This window comes from Thermohalobaculum sediminis, from assembly GCF_023487995.1.
Taxonomy (GTDB): Bacteria; Pseudomonadota; Alphaproteobacteria; order Rhodobacterales; family Rhodobacteraceae; genus Thermohalobaculum; species Thermohalobaculum sediminis.
Genome location: NZ_JAMFKN010000014.1, coordinates 1 through 23,299 on the forward strand (window position 1 = coordinate 1; position 23,299 = coordinate 23,299).

At 69.5% G+C, this 23,299-nt stretch carries 20 protein-coding genes; 13 read left to right on the plus strand and 7 right to left on the minus strand.

Annotation, left to right across the window (positions count from 1 at the left end; genetic code table 11):
• Positions 1-46: 46 nt before the first annotated feature.
• A complete protein-coding gene (locus tag M1105_RS19305) occupies positions 47-1,093 on the minus strand; it encodes a tetratricopeptide repeat protein (RefSeq protein ID WP_249582016.1) in 1,047 nt (348 codons plus the stop codon).
• Positions 1,094-1,625: 532 nt separating this feature from the next.
• Between M1105_RS19305 and acs the strand changes: the two genes are divergently transcribed.
• From acs to M1105_RS19340, 7 genes are all read left to right on the plus strand, one after another.
• On the plus strand, positions 1,626-3,569 hold the full coding sequence (gene acs, locus M1105_RS19310; protein ID WP_249582017.1) for an acetate--CoA ligase: 1,944 nt from the start codon (positions 1,626-1,628) through the stop codon (positions 3,567-3,569).
• Between the two features lie 222 nt (positions 3,570-3,791).
• Positions 3,792-4,052 carry a DUF4212 domain-containing protein gene (locus tag M1105_RS19315; protein WP_249582018.1) on the plus strand — a complete coding sequence of 87 codons (261 nt, stop codon included), beginning with the start codon at positions 3,792-3,794 and terminating at the stop codon, positions 4,050-4,052.
• Positions 4,053-4,068: 16 nt separating this feature from the next.
• On the plus strand, positions 4,069-5,856 hold the full coding sequence (locus M1105_RS19320) for a sodium:solute symporter family protein (RefSeq protein WP_249582019.1): 1,788 nt from the start codon (positions 4,069-4,071) through the stop codon (positions 5,854-5,856).
• Between the two features lie 111 nt (positions 5,857-5,967).
• Complete coding sequence (locus M1105_RS19325; RefSeq protein ID WP_249582020.1) at positions 5,968-7,812, plus strand: DUF294 nucleotidyltransferase-like domain-containing protein; 1,845 nt, start codon at positions 5,968-5,970, stop codon at positions 7,810-7,812.
• A 31-nt stretch (positions 7,813-7,843) separates the two neighbouring features.
• On the plus strand, positions 7,844-8,368 hold the full coding sequence (locus M1105_RS19330; RefSeq protein ID WP_249582021.1) for a hypothetical protein: 525 nt from the start codon (positions 7,844-7,846) through the stop codon (positions 8,366-8,368).
• 34 nt (positions 8,369-8,402) lie between these two features.
• Positions 8,403-8,807, plus strand: a complete 405-nt coding sequence (locus M1105_RS19335; protein WP_249582022.1) for a response regulator — start codon at positions 8,403-8,405, stop codon at positions 8,805-8,807.
• Positions 8,800-10,926 carry a 3'-5' exonuclease gene (locus M1105_RS19340; protein WP_249582023.1) on the plus strand — a complete coding sequence of 709 codons (2,127 nt, stop codon included), beginning with the start codon at positions 8,800-8,802 and terminating at the stop codon, positions 10,924-10,926. Before M1105_RS19335 ends, M1105_RS19340 begins: the two co-directional genes overlap by 8 nt.
• Positions 10,927-10,935: 9 nt before the next feature.
• On the opposite strand, the gene M1105_RS19345 is transcribed toward M1105_RS19340, so the two are convergent.
• A complete protein-coding gene (locus tag M1105_RS19345; RefSeq protein WP_249582024.1) occupies positions 10,936-11,589 on the minus strand; it encodes a ribonuclease T2 in 654 nt (217 codons plus the stop codon).
• 162 nt (positions 11,590-11,751) lie between these two features.
• Here M1105_RS19345 and M1105_RS19350 point away from each other — a divergent pair, with 162 nt between their 5' ends.
• Complete coding sequence (locus M1105_RS19350) at positions 11,752-12,510, plus strand: DUF1013 domain-containing protein (RefSeq protein ID WP_249582025.1); 759 nt, start codon at positions 11,752-11,754, stop codon at positions 12,508-12,510.
• A 22-nt stretch (positions 12,511-12,532) separates the two neighbouring features.
• On the opposite strand, the gene M1105_RS19355 is transcribed toward M1105_RS19350, so the two are convergent.
• Entirely contained in the window at positions 12,533-13,333 is an 801-nt protein-coding gene (locus M1105_RS19355; RefSeq protein WP_249582026.1) for an SDR family NAD(P)-dependent oxidoreductase, read from the minus strand.
• Positions 13,334-13,493: 160 nt separating this feature from the next.
• On the opposite strand from M1105_RS19355, the gene M1105_RS19360 reads away from it, so the two are divergent.
• Positions 13,494-15,173 (plus strand): acyl-CoA synthetase, encoded by a 1,680-nt coding sequence (locus M1105_RS19360; protein WP_264759745.1) that lies wholly within the window; start codon positions 13,494-13,496, stop codon positions 15,171-15,173.
• A gap of 170 nt (positions 15,174-15,343) precedes the next feature.
• Complete coding sequence (locus tag M1105_RS19365; protein WP_249582027.1) at positions 15,344-15,799, plus strand: methylated-DNA--[protein]-cysteine S-methyltransferase; 456 nt, start codon at positions 15,344-15,346, stop codon at positions 15,797-15,799.
• On the opposite strand, the gene M1105_RS19370 is transcribed toward M1105_RS19365, so the two are convergent.
• The 3 genes from M1105_RS19370 to M1105_RS19380 all read right to left on the minus strand — a co-directional run bounded on the left by M1105_RS19370 (position 15,781) and on the right by M1105_RS19380 (position 20,752).
• Complete coding sequence (locus M1105_RS19370) at positions 15,781-16,464, minus strand: DUF2459 domain-containing protein (RefSeq protein WP_249582028.1); 684 nt, start codon at positions 16,462-16,464, stop codon at positions 15,781-15,783. The two genes, M1105_RS19365 and M1105_RS19370, sit on opposite strands and share 19 nt — an antisense overlap.
• Positions 16,465-16,615: 151 nt before the next feature.
• A complete protein-coding gene (locus M1105_RS19375; RefSeq protein ID WP_249582029.1) occupies positions 16,616-17,200 on the minus strand; it encodes a hypothetical protein in 585 nt (194 codons plus the stop codon).
• A gap of 81 nt (positions 17,201-17,281) precedes the next feature.
• On the minus strand, positions 17,282-20,752 hold the full coding sequence (locus M1105_RS19380) for a pyruvate carboxylase (protein ID WP_249582030.1): 3,471 nt from the start codon (positions 20,750-20,752) through the stop codon (positions 17,282-17,284).
• A gap of 323 nt (positions 20,753-21,075) precedes the next feature.
• On the opposite strand from M1105_RS19380, the gene M1105_RS19385 reads away from it, so the two are divergent.
• Positions 21,076-21,681, plus strand: a complete 606-nt coding sequence (locus tag M1105_RS19385; RefSeq protein WP_249582031.1) for a DUF2238 domain-containing protein — start codon at positions 21,076-21,078, stop codon at positions 21,679-21,681.
• Positions 21,682-21,716: 35 nt separating this feature from the next.
• Here M1105_RS19385 and M1105_RS19390 read toward each other — a convergent pair whose 3' ends face one another.
• On the minus strand, positions 21,717-22,115 hold the full coding sequence (locus M1105_RS19390) for a hypothetical protein (RefSeq protein ID WP_249582032.1): 399 nt from the start codon (positions 22,113-22,115) through the stop codon (positions 21,717-21,719).
• Between the two features lie 197 nt (positions 22,116-22,312).
• Between M1105_RS19390 and M1105_RS19395 the strand changes: the two genes are divergently transcribed.
• The gene (locus tag M1105_RS19395; protein ID WP_249582033.1) at positions 22,313-22,630 is read left to right on the plus strand and encodes a hypothetical protein; all 318 of its coding nucleotides are present in this window, start codon (positions 22,313-22,315) and stop codon (positions 22,628-22,630) included.
• Positions 22,631-22,789: 159 nt separating this feature from the next.
• A complete protein-coding gene (locus M1105_RS19400; protein WP_249582034.1) occupies positions 22,790-23,245 on the plus strand; it encodes a YybH family protein in 456 nt (151 codons plus the stop codon).
• Positions 23,246-23,299 lie beyond the last annotated feature (54 nt).

The following is a 23,299-nucleotide window of genomic DNA, read 5'->3' on the forward strand; positions in this document are numbered from 1 at the left end:
GGAAAGCATCGTCCGGATGGACCGAAGGCCGACCATGAACTAACAATCACCGTGGACCAATCAAGTTGGGCTGCTCACCGGACAGGAGCGCGAGCAGACGGCCGTCCCGCTCGACGAGCCGAAGCGCAGCCTCGTAGGCGCGCAGGAGCTCCGTGCGGTCGTGACGCGCGATGCTCGCCCACAATGCCCAGAGGGCCTCGTCCGCATTCGTGCAGGGCTGGCACGCGATCGCCGCGACCAGATCCGCCGGAGGCTCGATCTGCGCCATGTCGAAGATCTCGGCGGCCAGATGCCGCTCCCTCGAGCCGAGCGCTGCCGCATCCTCCGCCGCTGCGCGGGCGAGGCGCTGCGCCGCCGCGCCTTGCCCCTGAAGGGTCAGAATGCGCACGAGGGCGAGGCGCGCCGCCAGCCTGTCGGGCCGAAGCTCGAGGCACCGCTCCAGCGCCCGTTGCGCGCTGGCGATGTCGCCGAGCCGCTCGCTCACCGTCGCGCGCAGATGCAGGAGGCCCGCGTTCTCCGGGCATGTCGTGCCCGCCAACTCGGCGAGGGCCGAGGTCGACTCGAAATCGCCCGACTCCATGCCTGCCGAAATCAGCAGGCGCAGGGGCTCGGGCTTGCGGGGAAACCGGTCATGCGCGATCCGGGCGAGGCGGGCCGCCGTCGCTAGATCGCCTCGCTGGAGATGCAGGCTCGCGCGCAGGCAGAGGTTGCGGAGCGGCTCGCGGCCCGGCCGTTCGGGGCCGAGGATGGCGATGGCCCGATCTGGCTCGCCTCGGGACTGACGGATCGATGCCAGGAGCCAGCGGTGGCGCGCCACCGAAGGGTCGGCCGCGAGCGCCCTGGCGGCGGCCTCCGCCGCGCCGACCGTGTCGCCTCGCGCCCATGCGAGCGCCGCGAGGACGTGCAGGAGTGTGTCGTCCGACGGCCGAAGCCGCAGCAGCGCTCGCGCGGCAAGCTCGGCAATGCCGGGGCGCGACGCTGACAGCAGCGCCCGGACCAGGCGATGGCCGCGGTGGCGTGCTTCGGCGAGGATGCCGAGCGCCAACTTGCGCCGATGCCCGGAGTGGTCGCTCGCCTTCATGCGTCCTGCCATGTGCTGTCTGACGGGCCCGGTCCCAACGTCACCCGCCGCAGTTTACCGAGACGGCGCTCGGGACGTGCCTGCGGCCCCTCCGCCCGGCACGACTAGGGTTCAGGGGGGGGGCTCGCTGGAGCCAGAATCACCCAGAAAGCAACGGACTTGCAAGGCCTCCCGCCCCGCAATGCGCGAATCGTGGCCGCATTGCGGCCCCGCCGTCCGGGGAGCCGGGCGCGGCATCTTGTCCGTGACGGGCCTATCGCCCCCGCCAGCACCGCATCGCCGGGTCGCGTGGCACAGAAGCCCGGAGGGCGGCATGCCGGCGGAACGCGCTGAAAACCATCGGGAAACGCCCGGGATGTCAATTATTGACGATAATGCTGAAGATGCATGGAAGAAATTGACAATTTTTTCCGTAGATTTCAATTGATTACACGCCGCTTAACCTGTGTTAGAAAATTGCGAAGCAACGCCGCCTCGGGCAGGAACCGATCCCCGTCCGACGGCAGGCGCATAGGGGATGCGGAACTGTCTGGGAGGATTCGCGATGGCGGATGACGACGTCTTTTCGGTGAGGCCCGAGATTGCCGCGACGGCACATGCCGACGCCGCGCGCTACGAGGAGATGTATCGCGCCTCGGTCGATGATCCCGAGACGTTCTGGGCCGAGCATGGCAAGCGGATCGACTGGATCAAGCCCTATACGAAGGTCAAGAACACCTCGTACGACTACCACAACGTCTACATCAAATGGTTCGAGGACGGCACGCTGAACGTGGCGGCCAACTGCGTCGACCGGCACCTGAAGGACCGCGCGCACCAGACCGCCATCATCTGGGAGTCGGATGACCCCGGCGTCAGCCAGCACATCACCTACGAGGAGCTGCACCGGCAGGTCTCGAAGTTCGGCAACGTACTGCACGCGATGGGCGTGAAGAAGGGCGACCGCGTCATCCTTTACCTGCCGATGATCCCGGCGGCGGCCTATGCGATGCTGGCTTGCGCCCGCATCGGCGCCGTGCATTCGATCGTGTTCGCGGGCTTCAGCCCCGACGCGCTGGCGGACCGTGTCAATGATTGCGGCGCCAAGCTCGTGGTCACCGCCGACGAGGCGCCCCGCGGCGGGCGGGCCACGCCCCTGAAGGCCAACGTCGACAAGGCCCTGGCGAAATGCGGGCCGGACGTGCGCTGCCTCGTGGTCCGCCGCACCGGCGGCGCGGTGCCGATGACCGAAGGCCGTGACGTCTGGTATCACGACGAGGTCGAGCGCGTGACCGACCACTGCGCCCCGGTCGAGATGAAGGCCGAGGACCCGCTCTTCATCCTCTACACCTCGGGCTCGACCGGCAAGCCGAAGGGCGTGCTGCACACCTCGGCTGGCTATCTCGTCTACGCGTCGATGACGCATCAGTATGTCTTCGACTACCAGCCGGGCGAAGTCTACTGGTGCACCGCCGATGTGGGCTGGGTGACCGGACACAGCTACATCGTCTACGGGCCCCTGGCGAACGGGGCCACCACGCTGATGTTCGAGGGCGTGCCCACCTGGCCCGATGCCGGGCGCTTCTGGGAAGTCTGCGCCAAGCACAAGGTCAACATCTTCTACACCGCGCCCACGGCGATCCGCGCGCTGATGGGGCAGGGCGAGGAGTTCGTGACGAAGCACGACCTCTCGAGCCTGCGCATCCTCGGCTCGGTCGGAGAGCCCATCAACCCCGAGGCCTGGCGCTGGTATCACCGCGTGGTCGGGCAGGAGCGCTGCCCGATCGTCGACACCTGGTGGCAGACCGAGACCGGCGGCATCCTGATCACGCCGCTGCCCGGCGCGATCCCGCTCAAGCCCGGCTCGGCCACCAGGCCGTTCTTCGGCGTCCAGCCCTGCGTCCTGAACGAGAAGGGCGAGGAGATCGCCGAGACCCAGTGCGAGGGCGTGCTGGCGATCAAGGACTCGTGGCCCGGCCAGATGCGCACAGTGTTCGGCGACCATGACCGGTTCGTGTCGACCTATTTCGAGATGTTCAAGGGCTACTACTTCTCGGGCGACGGCTGCCGGCGCGACAAGGACGGCTATTACTGGATCACGGGCCGCGTCGACGACGTGATCAACGTCTCGGGCCATCGCATGGGCACCGCCGAGGTCGAATCCGCCCTCGTCGCGCACCCCAAGGTCTCCGAGGCCGCGGTGGTGGGCTACCCGCACGAGATCAAGGGCCAGGGCATCTACTGCTATGTCACCCTGATGGCGGGCGAGGAGTACACGGACGAGCTCAAGGCCGAGCTGCGCAACTGGGTGCGCAAGGAGATCGGCCCGATCGCCAGCCCCGACGTCATCCAGTGGGCGCCGGGCCTGCCGAAGACCCGCTCGGGCAAGATCATGCGCCGGATCCTGCGCAAGATCGCCGAGAACGACTTCGGCTCGCTCGGCGACACCTCGACGCTGGCCGATCCGACGGTGGTCGACAATCTCATCGAGAACCGAGCGGTCAAGTGACTCTGCCTGCGGGCGGGCCTGTCCCGCCCGCCTCGCGCTCCGGTCGGAGATGCCGGGGCGGAAGCGAAACGGCGATGGGCGCGCAAGGCGCCCGCTGCCCAACAGCAAGAACGATGCGGGGGCACGGCGACCGACAAGAACCCGGAGCATCGCTGGGGAGCCATTGCGGCAGCCCGACCCCCTTAAGGGCGTTCGGGTGACTGTAGGAGAGGAAATGGAACGATGAACGACAAGGAATCTGGGCTCGCCTACTGGCGCAGCAACATCGCCTACGTGAAGGTCTCGCTCGTGATCTGGGCGCTGGTCTCGTTCGGATTTGGAATTCTGCTTCGGCCGATGCTCAGCGTAATCCCGGTCGGCGGGACGGATCTGGGCTTCTGGTTCGCCCAGCAGGGATCGATCCTGGTCTTTCTCGCGCTCATCTTCGTCTACGCGACGATGATGAATACGCTCGATCGCAAGCACGGCGTCCACGAAGACTGAGCGCCCGGGGGGTATCATGGACCAGCAAACACTCAACTTCATCTTCGTGGGCGCGACCTTCGCGCTCTACATCGGCATCGCCTTCTGGGCGCGGGCCGCGACGACGGGGGAGTTCTATGCCGCAGGCCGGGGCGTGCACCCGATCACGAACGGCATGGCGACGGCCGCCGACTGGATGTCGGCCGCGTCCTTCATCTCGATGGCGGGACTGATCGCCTTCGTGGGCTACGACAACTCGTCGTTCCTGATGGGCTGGACCGGCGGCTACGTGCTGCTGGCGATGCTGCTTGCGCCTTACCTGCGCAAGTTCGGCAAGTACACCGTGCCCGAATTCGTCGGTGACCGCTTCTACTCGACGACGGCGCGCATGGTGGCGGTGATCTGCCTCATCGTCGCGTCGGTGACCTATGTCATCGGGCAGATGACCGGCGTCGGCGTGACCTTCGCCCGCTTCCTCGAGGTGGACAGCGCAACCGGCCTCTACATCGGCGCGGTCGTCGTGTTCTTCTACGCGGTGCTCGGCGGCATGAAGGGCATCACCTACACGCAGGTGGCGCAGTATGTCGTGCTGATCACGGCCTACACGATCCCGGCGATCTTCATCTCGCTCGAGCTCACCGGAAACTTCCTGCCGCAGATGGGCCTGTTCGGCACGCATCAGGCCTCGGGCACGCCGCTGCTCGTCCGGCTCGACCAGGTGCTGGCCGATATCGGCTTCGCCAGCTACACCGGCCATCACACCAACACCCTGAACATGGTCCTGTTCACGCTGTCGCTGATGATCGGCACGGCGGGCCTGCCGCACGTGATCGTGCGCTTCTTCACCGTGCCCAAGGTCGCGGATGCGCGCTGGTCGGCCGGCTGGGCGCTGGTGTTCATCGCGCTGCTCTACACCGTCGCTCCGGCGGTGGGTGCCATGGCGCGGCTCAACATCGTCGACACGATCTATCCGAACGGCGTGCAGGGCGAGTCGCTGTCGTACGAAGACATGAAGTCCAAGCCCGAATACGCGTGGATGGTGAACTGGGAGAAGACCGGCCTCTTGAAGTTCGAGGACAAGAACGGCGACGGCAAGATCCAGTATTACAACGAGAAGAGCGACAAGATGACGGCGCTGGCGGCCGAGAAGGGCTGGCAGGGCAACGAACTGGTCAAGTTCGACCGTGACATCCTTGTTCTGGCGAACCCGGAAATCGCGAACCTGCCGGGCTGGGTCATCGCCATCGTCGCGGCCGGTGGCCTCGCGGCGGCGCTCTCGACGGCGGCGGGCCTTCTGCTCGCGATCTCGTCGGCGATCAGCCACGACCTGATCAAGGGCGCGATCAATCCGAACATCTCGGAGAAGGGCGAGCTTCTGGCCGCGCGCATCTCGATGGCGGTGGCCATCGCCGTCGCGACCTGGCTGGGCCTCAATCCTCCGGGATTCGCGGCGCAGACCGTGGCGCTCGCCTTCGGTATCGCTGCGGCCTCGATCTTCCCCGCGCTGATGATGGGCATCTTCTCGACGCGCATCAACAATTCGGGTGCGATCGCGGGCATGCTGTCGGGCCTGATCTTCACGGTGGTGTACATCTTCATCTTCAAGGGCTGGTTCTTTATCCCCGGCACCAACTGGCTGCCCGACACCGCCGACAACTGGCTGTTCGGCATCTCGCCGCTGTCGATCGGCTCGGTCGGTGCGGGCATCAACTTCCTGGTCGCCTACTTCGTCAGCCGCGCGACGGCCGACGTGCCCGAGGAGATCAGGGAGCTGGTCGAGAGCATCCGCATCCCGCGCGGTGCGGGCCAGGCGACCGACCACTGAACGGCTCGGCTCGTGCCCGGCGCGCCACTGCGCCGGGCATGAGGGACGGAAATCGCGGGCGGCGGTCCTGCCGCCGCCCGCAGCACTCCCAAGAAAGTCAGGGGCCCGCGCATGTCCTTCACACAGGAACGGATCGAGCGGTTTCTGGCGGCCCACCACCCTTTCGATGCGCTCTCGGCCGATCTGATCGCCGATTGCGCGCGGGCGGCAACGCAGCGCACGGTCACCGCGGGCGAGACGATCTATGCCGCGGGCGACACGCTCCCCGGTCTCTTCCTCGTGCTGCGCGGCGCCGTCGAACTCACCACACCTGACGGGACCGCGATTTCGGTCCGCCACACCGGCGAGATCTTCGCCCGGCGCGGCCTCACGGGCGACGGCACCGCGCCGGACACCGCGAAGGCGCGCGAGCACTGCGACCTCCTGATCCTGCCCGTCGCGGATTTCCGCCGGATGCTCGACGCCTCGGACCAGTTCCGCGCCTTCTTCGAGCGCATCCGCGTGCGCGTGGCGGCCGCGCGAAACGGCCGTGGCGACGGCGAGCTCACCACCCTTCCCGTCCGCGCGCTGATGACGGCGCAGCCGGTCACGGTGCCGTCCGGCACGGCGGTGCGCGACGCCGCCCGGGTCATGTCCGAACGTCACATCTCCTGCGTCCTCGTGGCCGAGCCGGAGGGCGCGCTCGAGGGGATCCTCACGACGGGCGACCTCACAGGGCGCGTCCTCGCTCGCGGTCTGCCGCCCGAGACGCCAGTGCGCGAGGTCATGACGCGCACGCCCCTCAACCTCTCGCCCGATGCGCTCGGCTTCGACGCATTCCTGACCATGGCCGAGCGCCATATCGGCCACCTTCCGGTGACCGAGGACGGCCGTCCCGTCGGGATCATCACGCGGACCAACCTGGTGAACCGCCAGACCGTCTCGTCGATCTACATGGTGAGCGAGATCGCCCGCGCCGAAACCGTGGGGCGGCTGGCCGAGACCGTGGGCGCGATCCCGCAGCTTCTTGCGCAACTTGTCGGCGGCGGGGCCGAGCCGCATGTGGTGACGCGCCTGGTCACCGATGTGGGCGACGCGGTGACGCGGCGGCTTCTGGTGATGGCCGAGCGCGAGCTTGGCCCGGCGCCCCGCCCGTGGCTGTGGCTTGCCTGCGGCAGCCAGGGTCGGCGCGAGCAGACCGGCGTCTCGGACCAGGACAACTGCCTCATCCTCGACGACGCGGCGACCGAGGCCGACGATGACTATTTCGCGGCCTTCGCAAAATTCGTTTCGGACGGGCTCGACGCCTGCGGCTATTACTACTGCCCCGGCGAGATGATGGCGACCAATCCGCGATGGCGCCAGCCGGTGCGGGTCTGGCGGCAGTATTTCGACGGGTGGATCCGCAAGCCCGACCCGATGGCACAGATGCTGGCCTCGGTCATGTTCGACCTGCGGCCGATCGCGGGGACGCGCGCGCTGTTCGACGGGCTGCAGGCCGAGACGCTGGCGCGCGCGCGGGCGAACTCGATCTTCGTCGCGCACATGATCTCGAACTCGCTCAAGCACACGCCGCCGCTCGGGCTGTTCCGCGGCTTCGCCCTGATCCGGTCGGGCGAGCACAAGGACACCGTCGATCTCAAGCTCAACGGTGTCGTGCCGGTCGTCGATCTCGGCCGCATCTACGCGCTGATCGGCGCGCTCGAGCCGGTCAACACGCGCGAGCGCCTGATCGCGGCGCGCGAGGCCGGGGTGCTTTCGGACTCCGGGGCGCACGACCTCCTGGATGCCTACGATCTGATCGCGGGCATCCGCCTCGAGCATCAGGCGCGGCAGGTGCGCGAGGGCCGCAAGCCCGACAACTTCATGGCGCCCGCGACGCTCTCCGAGCTCGAGCGCGGGCATCTCAAGGATGCCTTCATGGTGATCAAGACGATGCAGTCGGCGCTTGCCCACAGCCGCGGCGCGCCGGGCTGAAAGGCACGGGTCGGTCGGGACAGGGAACGGGATGCTCTACACTCTCCTCGGTGCGGTATCGGTCTCGGCGGTGTCGGCGCTGCTGGTCTTTCTTGTCCGGCGGCATTTCTGGCACGGCATGCCGCGCTGGATCATGCCGGCGACGGCGGGCCTCGCGATGATCGGCTTCTCGATCTGGAACAGCTACGCCTGGTATGGCCGCATCACCTCGCATCTGGCGGATGGCGTGGTGGTCGCCGCGACCTTCCCCACGCGCAGCCCGATCGAGCCCTGGACCTACATGTTCCCGCGCGTGCAGCACTTCATCGCGGTCAACATGGCCGGCCGCGCGCGGCTCGCGGACCGGCCGGACCTCGTCGTCGCCGAGGTCATCGAGTTCCAGCAGTTCCGCAACGTCGTCCGGACCGTCCATCTCTTCGATTGCCGCGGCCGCCGGATGGGCCGGCTCCCGGCCGAGGAGCCGCGTTTCGACGATGCGGGCGATATCACCGGGATCGACTGGGCCGCGCCTTCGGCCGGCGCGCCGCTGGTCGCCACCGTCTGCGGCAGCGTCTGAGGGAAGGGCTCGCACGGCGAGAGGAGACAGCACCATGGCCCGCAGCGTTCTGATCGTCGAGGACCAGGACAGCATGGCGCTGGTGCTCGAGCATCTGGTCCGCCGCGAGGGTTGCGAGCCCGGTGTCGCGCGCGACTGCGCCACCGCGCTCGAGGCGATCGCCGCCGCGGCCCCCGACCTCGTGCTGATCGATGCCGACATCGAGGAACGCTCGGGCCTCGATCTCTGCCAGCGGCTGCGCGCCGATCCCGGCCTCGTGGGGCTCAGGGTCCTCGTGATCAGCGCGCGTTGCGCCCGTCTCGATGTCGAGCGCGCCTTCGCGCTGGGTGCGGACGCGTTCCTGCCGAAGCCCTTCGCCATCTCGGACCTCGGTGCCACGCTGCGCGCGCTGCTCGAGCCCGATGCGCCGCCGCAGGCCCCGGAGGCACGCCATGGCTGAGCGCGAGCGGCTGGGCCTGCGGCTCAGGATCTTCCTGTTCTTCGCGCTCATCGTCTGCCTCTCGGCGGTCGCGATCGGCGCCGGCACCTGGGCCGCGGCCGTGCGGCTCGGGCCCGAGGCGCTGCCGCATCTCGTGCTGACCGGCGGCAGCGCCTGGTTCGTGATCGCGCTCGCGGCGCTGCTGATCTGGCAGAAGTTCGACGAGAACGTCGCCCGCCCCATCGTCGCGCTGAGCCACGAACTCGAGCGCGAGAGCACGGCGACCGCCGCCCGAGCCGGAGTGAACACCGCGCCCGCGCGCTATCTCGGCGCGCTGGGCCCGGCCATCGAGCGCGCGACCGGCGCGCTGAGCGAGGAGCGGGCCGCGACCGCGGCGCGGATCGCGGCCGCGACGCGCGAGGCCGAAACCGCGAAGGCCCGACTGGAGAGCGTCCTGAGCGAGCTCAAGCAGGCCGTCATCATCTGCAACCGTGAGCATCTCATCCTGCTCTACAACACCGAGGCCGTGCGCCTGCTGGGCGTGCCCGAGACGGTGGGCCTTGGCCGCCCGCTCTCGACCCTGATGCGCGACGAGCCGATCCGGCACGCGCTCGAACGGGTCGAGGCGCGCTACCGTGCCGGCCGGCATCTCGCCCATCCAGACGGGCTCTCGATCGCCGTTCTGACCACCACGGCTACGGGCGAGCGGACTCTGGCGGGCCGGCTCGGGCTCATCGTGGACGGCACCGGCGGCGAGGTGTCGGGCTTTGCCATCTCGCTTGGCGACGTGACGCAGCAGATCGAGGCGGCGAGCGCGCGCGACCGGCTGATCTGGGACATGATCGACACCCTGACGCCACCGCTCGCGGCCCTCGCGGCAATGGGCGAGATCCTCGTCGCGCCGGGCGCCCCGGAGGGCGAGGCGCGCGCGGCCTTCGACGCCGCGGTCGCGGCCGAGAGCCACCGCGCTGCCGAGGCGATCGCCACGATGGCCGAGCGCCATGCGGGCCTGCGCAGCGGCGTCTGGCCGATGGAGGACACCTATTCGCCGACGCTATTTGCCTGCGTCGTCGGCCGCCTGCCGATGTCGCTGCAGGGCCGCGTGCGCGTCGAGGGCGAGGGCCTCTGGCTGCATGCGGAAACCTACAGCATCGTCGAGCTGCTCGCGCATGTGCTCAAGCGCCTGATGCCCGGCACCGGCGCGGTCGCGCTCGCCGCCGAGCGGCGCGGCGGCAATGTCGCGGTCGATCTTCTGTGGGGGGGCGAGCCCGTGAGCCTCGCGACGCTCGAAGCCTGGCTCGCCGAGCCGCTCGACCACGCGCTCGGCCACCTCACCGGGCGCGACGTGCTGGCGCGTCACCGTACCGGCTTCCTGCCCAACCGCGCGCCTGACGGGCGCGTGCGGCTGCGGCTGCCGCTGCGCGCGCCGATCCACGACCATGAGGGCGCGCCGGCCATGCCGCTGCCAAGGCGGCCCGAGTTCTACGACTTCGACCTGATGAACCGGGCGCTGCCCGCCGATCTTGCCGGTCAGGACCTGCGCCATCTGAGCTACGTCGTGTTCGACACCGAGACGACCGGCCTCAACCCCTCGCAGGGCGACCGGATCGTCCAGATCGCGGGGGTGCGGATCGTCAATGGCCGCCTCCTGCGAGGCGAGGTGTTCGACGAGCTGGTCAACCCGGGGCGGCCGATCCCGGCGGCCTCGACCCGGATCCATCACATCACCGATGCCATGGTCGCGAATCGGCCGCCGGTCGAGCCGGTTCTGCGCCGGTTCCACGCCTTCGCCAGGGGCGCTGTGCTGATCGCTCACAACGCGGCCTTCGACATGCGCTTCCTCGGGCTGCGGCAGGCCGAGGCCGGGGTTCGGTTCGACCACCCCGTGCTGGATACCGTCCTTCTTTCGGCGCTGATCAGCGACCCGACGGCCGAGCATACGCTCGATGCGCTTGCCGAACGCTTCGGCGTGACGCTGCTGCCCGAGGAGCGGCACACGGCGCTGGGCGATTCGATCGCGACGGCGATGGTCTTCCTGCGGATGCTGGATCTTCTGGCCGCGCGCGGCATCCGCACGCTGGCCGAGGCGCAGGAGGCCTCGGACACCATGGTCGCGCTGAGGCGCCGGCAGAGCTATTGAGCGCGCGGCTCAGCGCATCGGGTCGAGCGTCACGCTCGGCGCGCCGCAGTCGCGCGCCGAGCGGCCGAGGCAGGCGCGTGGCGAAAGGTCGGGATCGAGACAGATCCGCACCTCGCGGAAGCGCCCGTCGCGGCAGGTCACCGTGACCATGTCTGGCGTGAGGCCCGGATTGGCCTCGATGAAGGCCGCCTCGATCACCTTCGGGTCTATGCTCACCCGGCGCCCCAGGCGCCGCAGGGCTTCGGGGCGCGCGACCTGCTCCCAGGCCCGGCGCGACAGCGCGAAGTACTCGGTGGGCTCGAGCCCGGTGCAGCGCCCGTGCTTGCGCCACTGATGCCAGGCGAGTCCGGCCGAGCCCATGATGTCCGCCATCGCCGCCGTCTCGTGCCGCGCGGGATCGCGTGCGGTGCCGCGACAGAATTCGGGCCAGCCCTCGCCCTGCTGGGGCCAGAGCCCGTGCAGGGTGAAGCCGATCTCCTCGCGCGGGTCACACTGGGGCGCGCCGCGCGCATCCCCCTCGGCCGCGCACCAGCCGGCGTTCCACGACAGGGCCAGCACGTAGTGGTCGAACGCGCCCGCCCGGTCCTGCGCCGCGACCCGCCCGCAGGTCAGACCCGCGACCGCCGACAGCGCCAGGATCAGGCCGCCAATCCGTCCACGCATCGCCCGATACCGCTTTATTTTCGCCTCTGCGGCGACTATATAGCGCCCTTGGAATTTCCTCGAAACCGTCAGACGCGCCCCCGCGCCCGGTTCTCGGAGCGCCGGCGGAGCCGTTTTCCGAAGGCCCGTTCCGACGGCGAGAGACCAGAAGGAGAGAGACCCATGTCCGACCTGCCGCTGATGCCCAAGGCGACCGCCGTCTGGCTCGTCGACAATACGACGCTGACTTTCCGCCAGATCGCCGACTTCTGCGGGATGCACGAGCTCGAGGTGGCGGGCATCGCGGACGGCGAAGTGGCGCAGGGTATCAAGGGGTTCGACCCCGTCGCCAACCACCAGCTCACCGCCGAGGAGATCGCCCGCTGTGAAGCCGACCCGATCGCCCGGCTGCGGATGGTGAGGCGCGAGATCGCGCCCCCCGTGAAGCGCAAGGGGCCGCGCTACACCCCTGTCTCGAAGCGCCAGGACCGCCCGGCGGCGATCGCCTGGCTGGTGCGCTATCACCCCGAGCTCGAGGACAGTCAGATCGGCAAGCTGATCGGCACCACCAAGCCGACGATCCAGTCGATCCGCGACAAGTCCCATTGGAACTATGCCAACCTCCAGCCCGTCGATCCCGTGGCGCTGGGCCTCTGCCGGCAGACCGAGCTCGACGAGGCGGTGAAGAAGGCCGCCGAGAAGCGCGCGAAGTCGAAGGAGCACGTGCCCTCGGCCGAGGAGCGCATGAGCCTCATGTCGACCGACGAGTCGCTGGGCGCGCCCGAGGAACCGGCGCTGCCCTCGGCCGTGCGGGGCTTCGAGAACTTCAGCCTCGACGATCCCCGCGGCCCCCAGGAGGACGAGGACGACAGCGGCTATGGCGGCAATGTCGACCCCGACTCGCTCTTCAACCTGCCGCGCCGGGGCAAGGACGAGGACTGACCGCGCGGCTCGCCCGGCCTCGTCAGCGCACCGGCGAGGCCAGCGGGTCTAGCACCGTGCGCCCGCCATCGACGGCGATGATCTGACCGGTGATGAAGCTCGCGCGGTCCGAGGCAAGGAACAGCGCGGTCTCGGCCACGTCGTCGGCATCGCCGATCCGGCCCAGCGGTGTCACGCGGACCATCTCGGCCCTGAGATTCGCGCGCTCGCGCAGCGTCTCTCGCAGCCGCTCGGACATCACGGCGCCCAGCGCGACCCCGTTCACCCGGATGCCATGCCGCGCCAGATCGGCCGCCATCGAGCGCGTGAGCTGGTCTAGCGCCGCGCATGACACCGAATAGGCGATCAGTTCGGGCACCGTGCGCCGGGCCGCGATCGACGAGACGTTGATGATCGCGCCCGCGAAATCCTCGTCCTCGCCGGACTGGGCGATCATCCGCTTTGCCACGGCCTGGCTGAGCAGGAAGGCCGAGGTCACGTTGGTCTCGAGCGCCGCCGCGAAGTCGTCGGCCTTGAGGTCCTCGAACGCTCCCGGGCGCGTGGCGCGTGGCTCGTTCACGAGGATGTCGATGCGCTCGAAGGCGTCGATCGTCGCGGCGGTGAGGTTGGCCGCCCCCAGCCTGTCAGGCCGTCCGAGATGAAATCGGGCAAAGCGGTCGGTCACGTCGGAGATGGCGGCGCAGCTCTCCTCCAGCGCCTCGACATCGGCATCGGCCAGCATGACGTCGGCGCCCGCCTCGGCCAGCCGCCGCGCGATCGCGCGCCCCACGGCGCCGCCGGCTCCGGTCACGATGGCCGCGCGGCCGTGAAGTTCGTCGCCCATGCTCCCGCTCCCCGCGGCGGTTTCCGTCAGCGCGGCACAGTCGCCCGCGGCCCCGCCGTTGTCGACCCAAAACTGATGCGGCCCGCCCGGGTTTGACAAACCCCCGCGTCGGCGGCAACGCTTGACCCAAACGCAGATCCTGATCCGGGAGACCCCGCCCTTGAGCGACCCCGAGACCGATCCCTCAGGCGCCCGGGCACCCGGTGGCGCCGCTGGCCCGCGCAGCTTCGACGACGGCCTCGAGCGGCGGCCCGCGAACTTCCAGCCGCTCACGCCGCTGAGCCAGCTTGCCCGCGCGGCCAGCGTCTTCCCCGAGCGGACGGCCATCATCCATGGCGAGCAGCGCGTCGATTACGGGACATTCCATGCCCGCGCGCGGCGGCTTGCCTCGGCGCTCCGGCGCTCGGGCATCGGGCCCGGGGACGTGGTGTCGGCGGTGCTGCTCAACACGCCGCCGATGCTCGAGGCGCATTACGGCGTGCCGATGGCGGGGGCGGTGCTGAACGCGATCAACACCCGGCTCGATGCCGCGGGGATCGCCTTCATCCTCGACCACTGCCACGCCAAGATCGTGCTGGTGGATGCCGAACTCGCGCCGACCCTCGCGGATGCGCTGGCGCACATGGTGATGCCGAAGCCGCTGGTGGTCGAGTATGTCGATCCCACCGCCGGGACCGTCTCGACCCATATGGGCATCGATTACGAGCGCTTCCTCGCCGAGGGCGACCCGGCCTTCGAGTGGCAGATGCCGGGCGACGAGTGGGACGCGATCTCGCTCAACTACACCTCCGGCACCACGGGCGATCCCAAGGGCGTGGTCTATCACCACCGGGGTGCCGCGCTGCTGGCGATGGGCAACATCGTGCATGCGGCGCTGGCCGAGCCGCTGGTCTACCTCTGGACCCTGCCGATGTTCCACTGCAACGGCTGGTGCTTCCCGTGGTCGGTCTCGGTCGTCGGTGGCACGCATGTCTGCCTGCGGCAGGTCCGCGCCGGGCCGATCTACCGCGCCATCGCCGAGCACGGGGTGAACCTGATGTGCGGGGCGCCGATCGTGATGCAGGTGCTGCTGAACGCGACCGAGGAGGAACGGGCGCCGTTCGATCACCGCGTGCGCTTCTGGACCGCGGCCGCGCCCCCGCCCGAGGCGGTGCTTGCGGCGATGGCGGACGCCGGCTTCGAGGTCACCCATGTCTATGGTCTGACCGAGGTTTATGGCCCCGCCGTGGTCAACGAGTGGAAGGCCGAGTGGGACGCCCTCCCCGCCCCCGAGCGGGCGGCGAAGAAGGCGCGGCAGGGGGTGCGCTATGGCGTGCTCGAGGGGCTCGACGTGCTCGACCCCGAGACGATGGAGCCGGTGCCCCCCGATGGCGCGACGCTGGGCGAGGTGATGTTCCGCGGCAATGTCGTCTCGAAGGGCTATTACCGCAACCCCGAGGCCACCGGGAAGGCCTTCGCGGGCGGCTGGTTCCGCTCGGGCGACCTCGCGGTCAAGCATGCTGACGGCTACATCCAGCTCAAGGACCGCTCGAAGGACATCATCATCTCGGGCGGCGAGAACATCTCGTCGATCGAGGTCGAGGACGTGCTCTACAAGCACCCCGCCGTGGGCTTCGTGGCGGTGGTGGCCAAGCCCGACCCGAAATGGGGCGAGACGCCCCTCGCCTTCGTCGAGCTGCGGCCGGGACGGAGCGCCAACGCAGCGGAGATCATCGCCTTCGCCCGCGCCCATCTCGCCCATTTCAAATGCCCGCGCGAGGTCGTGTTCCGCGAGCTGCCCAAGACCTCGACCGGCAAGATCCAGAAGTTCGAATTGCGGCGCATGGCGCGGGAAGGTTGAGGCGCTCACGCAGGGAAGCGTGGTCCGACAGGTGATCGAAGCTGGAAATAGGACTCGCGTGACGTGAGCGCGCACCGCCTGCGCGGGGCGGCGCATCTTCCGGGTCGCCCCGTCGTCGCGCCGGGGCTAGGCCTTGGGCAAATCCGGACGCGAGCCTTGCGGAGACCGACATGCCGACAGCCACGCTCGACACCCCCGTCGGCCGCCTCGCGATCGAGGAGGCGGGGGGCGCTCTGGTCCGCGCCTTCTGGGCCGAGCGCGCGGTGACCTGCGACACGCCGCTGCTCGCCGAGGCCCGCGCGCAGCTCGCCGCCTATTTCGACGGGCGGCTGCGCGACTTCAACCTGCCGCTCGCGCCCGCCGCCGATGCGTTCCATGCGGCGGTTCGCGAGGCGATGCTGGCGATCCCTTATGGCGAGACCCGCAGCTATGGCGAGATCGCCAAGGCGCTCGGCACCTACGGCCAGCCGGTGGGAGCGGCCTGCGGCGCCAATCCGCTGCCGGTGATCTTACCATGCCATCGGGTTCTTTCAGCCACCGGGCTCGGCGGCTATTCCGGCCGGGGAGGGGTCGAGACGAAGATCGCGCTCCTCAAGCTGGAAGGCGGCTATCCGTTGCTGATCTGAGAGGCCGACACCCTTGCCTGCGCGTCGAGCGCGGCTTGCAGCCGTGTCGTCAGGTCCCGGGCGCTGACGATGCCCGCAGGCGCGATGTCCACGCCGCCCTCGCGCAGCATCCGCGCGGTCCAGGTGTTGCAGGTGCTGAACATGTGGAAGCGGCCACGGGCGGGGTAGAAGCCGCTCACCGCGGCAAGGCCCGGGCCGAGGGCCGCGGCCCGACCGCCCGCGGGGCGCTCGAAATCACCGGCGATGGCGGCGATCAGGGCGTGGAAGCCGCGCTCGGTCAGGGGCACGCGCAGCACCTCGCCAGATCCCGAACCGGGATCGGGCGGATGGGCGCGGGCCGCGACATGCATCACCGCCGGGGTGGGAAGAAAGGCCGCGTCGAGCGCAAGGCCAACGGTGGCCACGGGCGCCGGGTAGTAGGCGCGGTCACCCCAGCCGAAGGTGAGATGGGCGGAGCCGGGGAAATCCTCGGCCTCGGGCATCAGGCCCGTCGCGAGGATGGCACCGCGCGGGATCACGATGCCGCTGTGCCAGCCATCGCTGACGACGAGCACCTCGCGGACGCGCGGCCCAGTGTCGTCGCGCGCGGCGGGGGCCGTGGTGCAGGCGGCGAGGAGAAGTAACCCAAGCAAGAGCGAGAGGCCGCCCGGCAGGTGGGTTCTCATCGCCCGGCTGCGGCATCGCCCGGCGCGTCACAGTTCTGGACGGCGGTCGCGCGGGGCTGCCGCGATGGGTGCGCGGCTGGCCCGGCCCTCCGCCGCCACACCCTGAAGGTCATGGGCGCCGTCAACGCGGCATGGCTTGCTGCATCCCGCCTCACACGTAGCCCAACGCCTTCATCGTCTTCTTGAGCTTGTCGAGGGCGACCTTCTCGTTCTTCTTGCCGTCGCCCTTGGTGTGGGCGTTCATCGGCAGCGAGTTCTCGACATTGCCGACCTTCCACAGGATGTTGTCGGGATGCTGGCTGTCGCCCTTCTTGAGGGTCAGGTTCTTCTTGAAGAAATCGTTGTCCTTCTTGAGCTTGACCAGCAGCTTGGCGGCGTCCTCCGAGCTCGAGAGGCTCTTGAAGCCGACATCGTTCACGCCGGCCTTCTCCGAGCCCTTGATGTCGACATCCATGCGGCACGCGCGCTCGCCGTTGACGTAGACGTCCATCTTGTGGGTTCCGGGGTAGTCGTCGGGGTCGCTGGGCAGACCGGTCAGCTTGACGTCGGCCTTGATCGCCTTCTGCGCCAGCTCGCGATCCTTGATCATGCCGCGCATGTCCTTCCAGATCCCGTCGCTCTGGCGGCGCGGGTCGTGGTCGCAGAACGTGGTCTTGTTTGCCCAGTTGGCCTTGATGTCGGCCGCCGTGAAGGCGTCCTTGCCCTTGGTCTTGATTTCGAGCTTCAGATCGCCCATCGACGCGTCCCCACTTTTGCAGCGGAAAACCCCGCGAGCCGAAGGGTCAGTGCGCGCACCGCGCCTGTCAAGCGGCACTGCTCAGGCGCCAAGGACGATCAGAAGGTCCTTGGCATCCACCTGCGTTCCCGCCGGGGTCACCACGCGCTCGACCACGGCGTCGCGCTCGGCGTGGATGGCGGTCTCCATCTTCATGGCCTCGAGCGTCAGCAGCAGGTCGCCCGCGTGGACATGCTGGCCCGCCACCACGGCGACCGAGCCGATGATGCCGGGCATGGGGGCCGCGACATGGTTCGGGTTGCTCACGTCCGCCTTCTCGGCGCGCTTGCCTTCGGCGGCGAAGCGGCGGTCTTCGATGCGGATGGTGCGGGGCTGGCCGTTGAGCTCGAAGAACAGCTTAACCTCGCCCTTCCCGTCCGGCTCGGCGATCGCCTGCAGGCGGATCACCAGCGTGACGCCCGGGCGCAGATCCACCATCACCTCCTCGCCCGGCTCCATGCCGTAGAAGAAGGTGGGTGTGGGCAGGACGCGCACGGGACCGAAGTCGCGACGCTTGCCCATGTAGTCGAGATAGACCTTCGGATACATCAGGTACGAGCAGAGGTCCTCGTCATCGACGGTATGGCCGTCCATCGCCTGGGACGCCTCGGCGCGCTTTCCCTCGAGGTCGGCGGGGGGCATCAGGCTGCCGGGGCGCGCCGTGATCGGGGCCGCGCCCTTCAGCACCTTCGCCTGCAGCGCCGCGGGGAAGCCGCCCACCGGCTGGCCGACCTCGCCCTTGAAGAAAGTCACGACCGAGTCGGGGAAGGCCACGTCCACCTCCGGGTTCTCGACATCGGCGCGGGTCAGGCCCGCCGCGACCATGCTCAGCGCCATGTCGCCCACGGTCTTGGCGATCGGCGTGACCTTGATGACGTCGCCGAACATGGCGTTCACGTCCCGGTAGGTCCGGGCGACCTCGTCCCAGCGGTCCTCGAGCCCCATCGAGCGGGCCTGGGCGCGCAGGTTGGTGACCTGGCCGCCGGGCATCTCGTGCAGATAGACCTCCGCCCCGCCCGCGCGCATGTCGGGCTCGAAGGCGGCGTACTGGCGGCGCACCCCCTCCCAGTAGCGCGAGATCTCGCGAATCCGCTCGGGCTCCAGGCCGGTGTCGCGCGGCTGGCCCCTGAGTGCGGCAACGATCGAGCCGAGCGGCGGCTGCGAAGTCAGCCCCGAGAAGGCATCGACGGCGGCGTCGACCGCGTCCACCCCCGCGTCGCAGGCAGCGAGGATCGAGGCCGCCGAGATGCCCGACGTGTCGTGGGTGTGGAAGTGGATCGGGATCGCGATCTCGTCCTTGAGCGCGCGCACCAGCGCGTGGGCGGCGTAGGGCTTCACCAGCCCGCCCATGTCCTTGATGCACAGGATATGGGCGCCCGCGCGCTCCAGCTCCTTCGCCAGATCGACATAGTAGCGCAGCGAATACTTGGCCCGGTCCGGGTCGTGGATGTCGCCGGTGTAGCAGAAGGCGGCCTCGAGCACTTTGCCCGAGGCCAGCACCGCGTCCATCGACACGCGCATGTTCTCGACCCAGTTCAGTGGGTCGAAGACGCGGAAGACGTCCATGCCGGTCGCCGCGGCAGTGGCGATGAACTTCTCGACGACGTTGTCGGGCAGGTTGGTGTAGCCCACGCCGTTCGAGGCGCGCAGCAGCATCTGCGTCAGCATGTTCGGCATCCGCTCGCGCAACTCGCGCAGGCGCTGCCAGGGGCATTCCTGCAGGAAGCGGTAGGCCACGTCGAAGGTTGCGCCGCCCCAGCATTCGACGCTGAAGAGCTGCGGCAGGTGGTGGGCGTAGGCGTCGGCCACCCGGATCATGTCGAGCGAGCGCATCCGGGTGGCGAGCAGGCTCTGGTGCCCGTCGCGCATGGCGGTGTCGGTGAGCAGGAGGGCCTTCGACGCCAGCATCGCGTCGGCCACCGCCTTCGGCCCCTGCTCGTCGAGCAACTGCTTCCAGCCGCGCGGGGGCTCGCCGCCCGGATGGCGCGGAGGCACGGGCAAGCGGATCTCGCCCGCGGGCCGGGGCAGGCCGGCGACCTCGGGGTTGCCGTTCACGCTCACCTCGCCGATGAAGCGCAGCAGCCGCGTCGCCCGGTCGCGGCGGCGCTTGAAGTCGAAGAGCTCGGGCGTCGTGTCGATGAAGCGGGTCGTGTAGCCGTAGTCGAGGAAGCGGGGGTGCTTCAGCAGGTTCTCGACGAAGGCGATGTTGGTGGCGACGCCGCGGATGCGGAATTCCCTCAGCGCGCGGTCCATGCGGGCGATCGCCTCGCCGGGTGTCGGCGCCCAGGCGGTGACCTTCTCGAGCAGGCTGTCGTAGTAGCGGGTGATCACCGCGCCCGAATAGGCCGTGCCGCCGTCGAGCCGGATGCCGAAGCCGGTGGCGCCGCGATAGGCGGTTATCCGGCCGTAATCGGGGATGAAGTTGTTGAGCGGGTCCTCGGTGGTGACGCGGCACTGCAGCGCGTGGCCCGAGAGCGTGATGTCCTCCTGCCGCGCCTTGCCGGTCGCATCGTGAAGCGTCGCGCCCTCGGTGATGCGGATCTGGGCCTTGACGATGTCGATGCCGGTGACCTCCTCGGTCACGGTGTGCTCGACCTGCACGCGGGGGTTGACCTCGATGAAGAAGAACGCCCCCGTGTCCATGTCCATCAGGAACTCGACGGTGCCGGCGCACTGGTAGTTGGCGTGGCGCGCGATCTTCAGCCCCAGCTCGCAGATCTCGGAGCGCTGGGCATCGCTCAGATATGGCGCGGGCGCGCGCTCGACGACCTTCTGGTTGCGCCGCTGCACAGTGCAGTCGCGCTCGTAGAGGTGGTAGAGATTGCCATGGTGGTCGCCCAGCACCTGCACCTCGACATGGCGGGCGCGCTGGATCATGCGCTCGAGATACCCCTCGCCATTACCGAAGGCCGCCTCGGCCTCGCGCCTTCCCTCGCGCACCTTGGCCTCGAGCTCGTCGGGCGCGAGGATCGGGCGCATCCCCCGGCCTCCGCCGCCCCAGGACGCCTTGAGCATCATCGGGTAGCCGACGTCGGCCGCCATGGCGCGGATCGCGTCCATGTTGCCTTCGGGTTCGGGCAGGACCGGGCTTGCGGGGATGACGGGGACGCCAGCGGCGATCGCGGCCTGCCGGGCGCTGGCCTTGTCGCCCAGCATCCGCATGGTCTCGGCCTTGGGGCCGATGAAGGCGATGCCGGCGGCGGTGCAGGCATCGACGAAGGCGGGGTTCTCGCTGAGAAGTCCATAGCCCGGGTGGATCGCGTCGGCGCCGCAGTCGCGGGCGATGCGGATCACGTCCTCGATGTCGAGATAGGCCGCGACCGGCCCCTTGCCCGCGCCGACCTGGTAGGCCTCGTCCGCCTTGAAGCGGTGGAGCGAGAGCTTGTCCTCCTCGGCGAAGATCGCCACGGTGCGCTTGCCCAGCTCGTTGGCCGCGCGCAGCACGCGGATCGCGATCTCGCCGCGATTGGCCACGAGGATCTTGCGGAACTCTCTGGTCGGGGCGTTCGGCACGGGCGGAACCTCGCGGGCTGACCTTTTCCACCATGCGGAATAGCGGTCGGCGCAGGGGCCGTAAAGTGCGCCGCACAAAAATGCTGCCGCAGTGCGGAACGCCAGGGCCGGACCGCCCGCGCGGCAGCCGCCGCCGCTGCCGACGCGCCTACCGCAGGGCGGCGCAAGCGGCTATGATCGCCCGGCGGAGCGGTCCGGGAGGGTCAGATTCATCTCGTCTATCTTCTGTGCCTGCTGGCGCTGATGCTGTGGCTGAACTGGCGCTTCCTCGGGCTCGACCGGGTCGCGCGCCGGATCGGCCGCTGGCTGGGGCGGCGCTGAGGATGCGGCCGCTGAACCGGGCCGAGTGGGGCGTCGTGGCATTCAACCTCGGCTATCTCGGCGTCTTCGCGCTGCATTTCGCCGATCGCGGCAACCGCGAATTCCTGTGGTACATCCTGACGATGGGCGTCCTGATGACGCTGGTCGGCTGGCTTTCGCGCCGGGCGCAACTGCCGCTCGGCCTGTTGTGGGCGCTGTCGCTCTGGGGGCTGGCGCATATGGCGGGGGGCGGCCTCGCGGTGGGCGATGGCGTGCTCTACGGGGTGGTGGTCGTGCCGCTGGTGGTGGATGGCGATTTCACCTTGCTGCGCTTCGACCAGGTCGTGCACGCCTATGGCTTTGGCGTGACGGCGTGGCTGATCTGGCAGCTTGCGACCGGCACGGTGCCGCAGCTTCGGGGCACGCGGACGGTGTACACGCTGGCCGCGCTTGCGAGCATGGGGCTGGGCGCGGCCAACGAGATCGTCGAGTTCGCGGCCGTCGTGGCCCTGCCGGAAACCGGCGTCGGCGGCTATTACAACACTGCGCTGGACCTTGTCTTCAACGCTGTTGGCGCGACGGTCGCGGTGCTGGCCATCGCCGCGGTCGAGCGCGGGTGGGCGCGGTAGGGCGGGCGCCGGGCCCCGGCGCCCGCGGCCGGCCGTCAGGCCGCGCGCTTTCTGCCGGGTGCCTTGCCGGGCCGGCCCGACGGCCCCGGGCCGCGATGCGCGGGGCGGCCTTCGGGGGCTTCCGGCACGCTGCTGCGCGGTCCCGCCCGGCCCCGCCCGACCGTCAGACGCCAGACGAAGGCGCCCGCGAACGCGACGGCAGCCAGCGCGCCGGCGATCTCGGTGACCGTGGCCGCGCCCTGGTCTGCCGCCAGGATCTGCGCGAAATACGAGAGGCCGAGCGCGAGCAGCGCGGTCACGACGAGGCCAACCGCCTCGGTCGGGCCGAAGCTGGGCTCGTCGTTGGTGGTGTCGAGGCGGTCGAAGACGGACCGCGCGACGCAGAGCAGCACCAGCGCTGCAAACAGCAGCCCCGAGCCGTAGATGAGCAACATCCGAGGTTCTCCACGGCCCTTCACGCCCAGCCGGGCCGGGCGGCTGGCCGCCCCGCCGCGGTGGACCGAGAACCGCGGCGGCTGAGATTTGGGGGTGCCTGCGGTGTTTTGACAAGGGCCGCCCGCGGCAGCGTCGAGGATTCGCGCGCTCCACCCCGCACGTGATATCATCCGCCCTTGCCGCGGAGGGTTTCGGGATGAGCCGGTTGCGTTCGTGTCTTCGGTTGGCTGTGGGCCTCGCTGCCGTCGCGGCGCTGGCCGCGGGCTGCGCGAGCGAGCGCACGACGACCGAGCACCGCATGGCGCTGGACGCTTGCCTCACCTCGCCCGACCCCTACAATTCGCCCGACTGCGAGCGCGCGCGCATCCTGCGCGATCAGATGGACTACGAGCGTTCGCAGAACACGGCGCTGGCGGCGGGGGCCTTCGCGGTGAGCATCCTCACGCTTGGCATCATCGCTGTGGCGGATGACGACTGCTGCGGCCACCGCTATGGCGGCTACTGGCGCTACTGAGGCCCGAGCCGGGTCGTCCGCGGCCTGCGTGCCGCCAAGGGCGCGGCGCGGACGGCAGGTGATCGCTGTTTTCTACCATAGGTTGTGATAATGTTTCCGTTCCGGCGCCGGCGGCAGGGGAAATCCCGGTCGCGTCCAGTTGGAAGGGGGAAGGAATTGATGAGACCGATCATTGCCGCGGCGGCGCTTCTGGCGCTGTCGTCCTGCGCGAGCGTCTCCGACGCGCCCGACGCGGCCGAGGGGATCGCCGCGAGCAGCGCCCGATTCGAGGCGGCCTTCAACGCGGGCGACGCGGATGGACTGGCTGCGCTCTACACGTCGGACGCGGTGGCGCTTCCGCCTGGTGCTGCGCGGGCCGAGGGGCGCGAGGCGATCCGCGCGCTGTGGCAGGGCGTGATCGAGTCCGGGGCGGGCGACCTCGACCTGATGACGGACGCCATCGCGGACCATGGCGACCGCGCGACGGAACTCGGCCGCCTGTCGCTCACCGCCCCCGACGGCATCGGCGGGCGCGTCACCGCCCACGGCAAGTATGTCGTGATGTGGGAGCGTGGCGAGGATGGCGTTTGGCGCCTGAAATGGGATATTTGGAACACTCAGGGCGGTCCCGGCTGAGGCGCGCCGAGCGCCGCGTGATCGAAGGGGATGGCGGGCGCGGAGTTGCCCGCC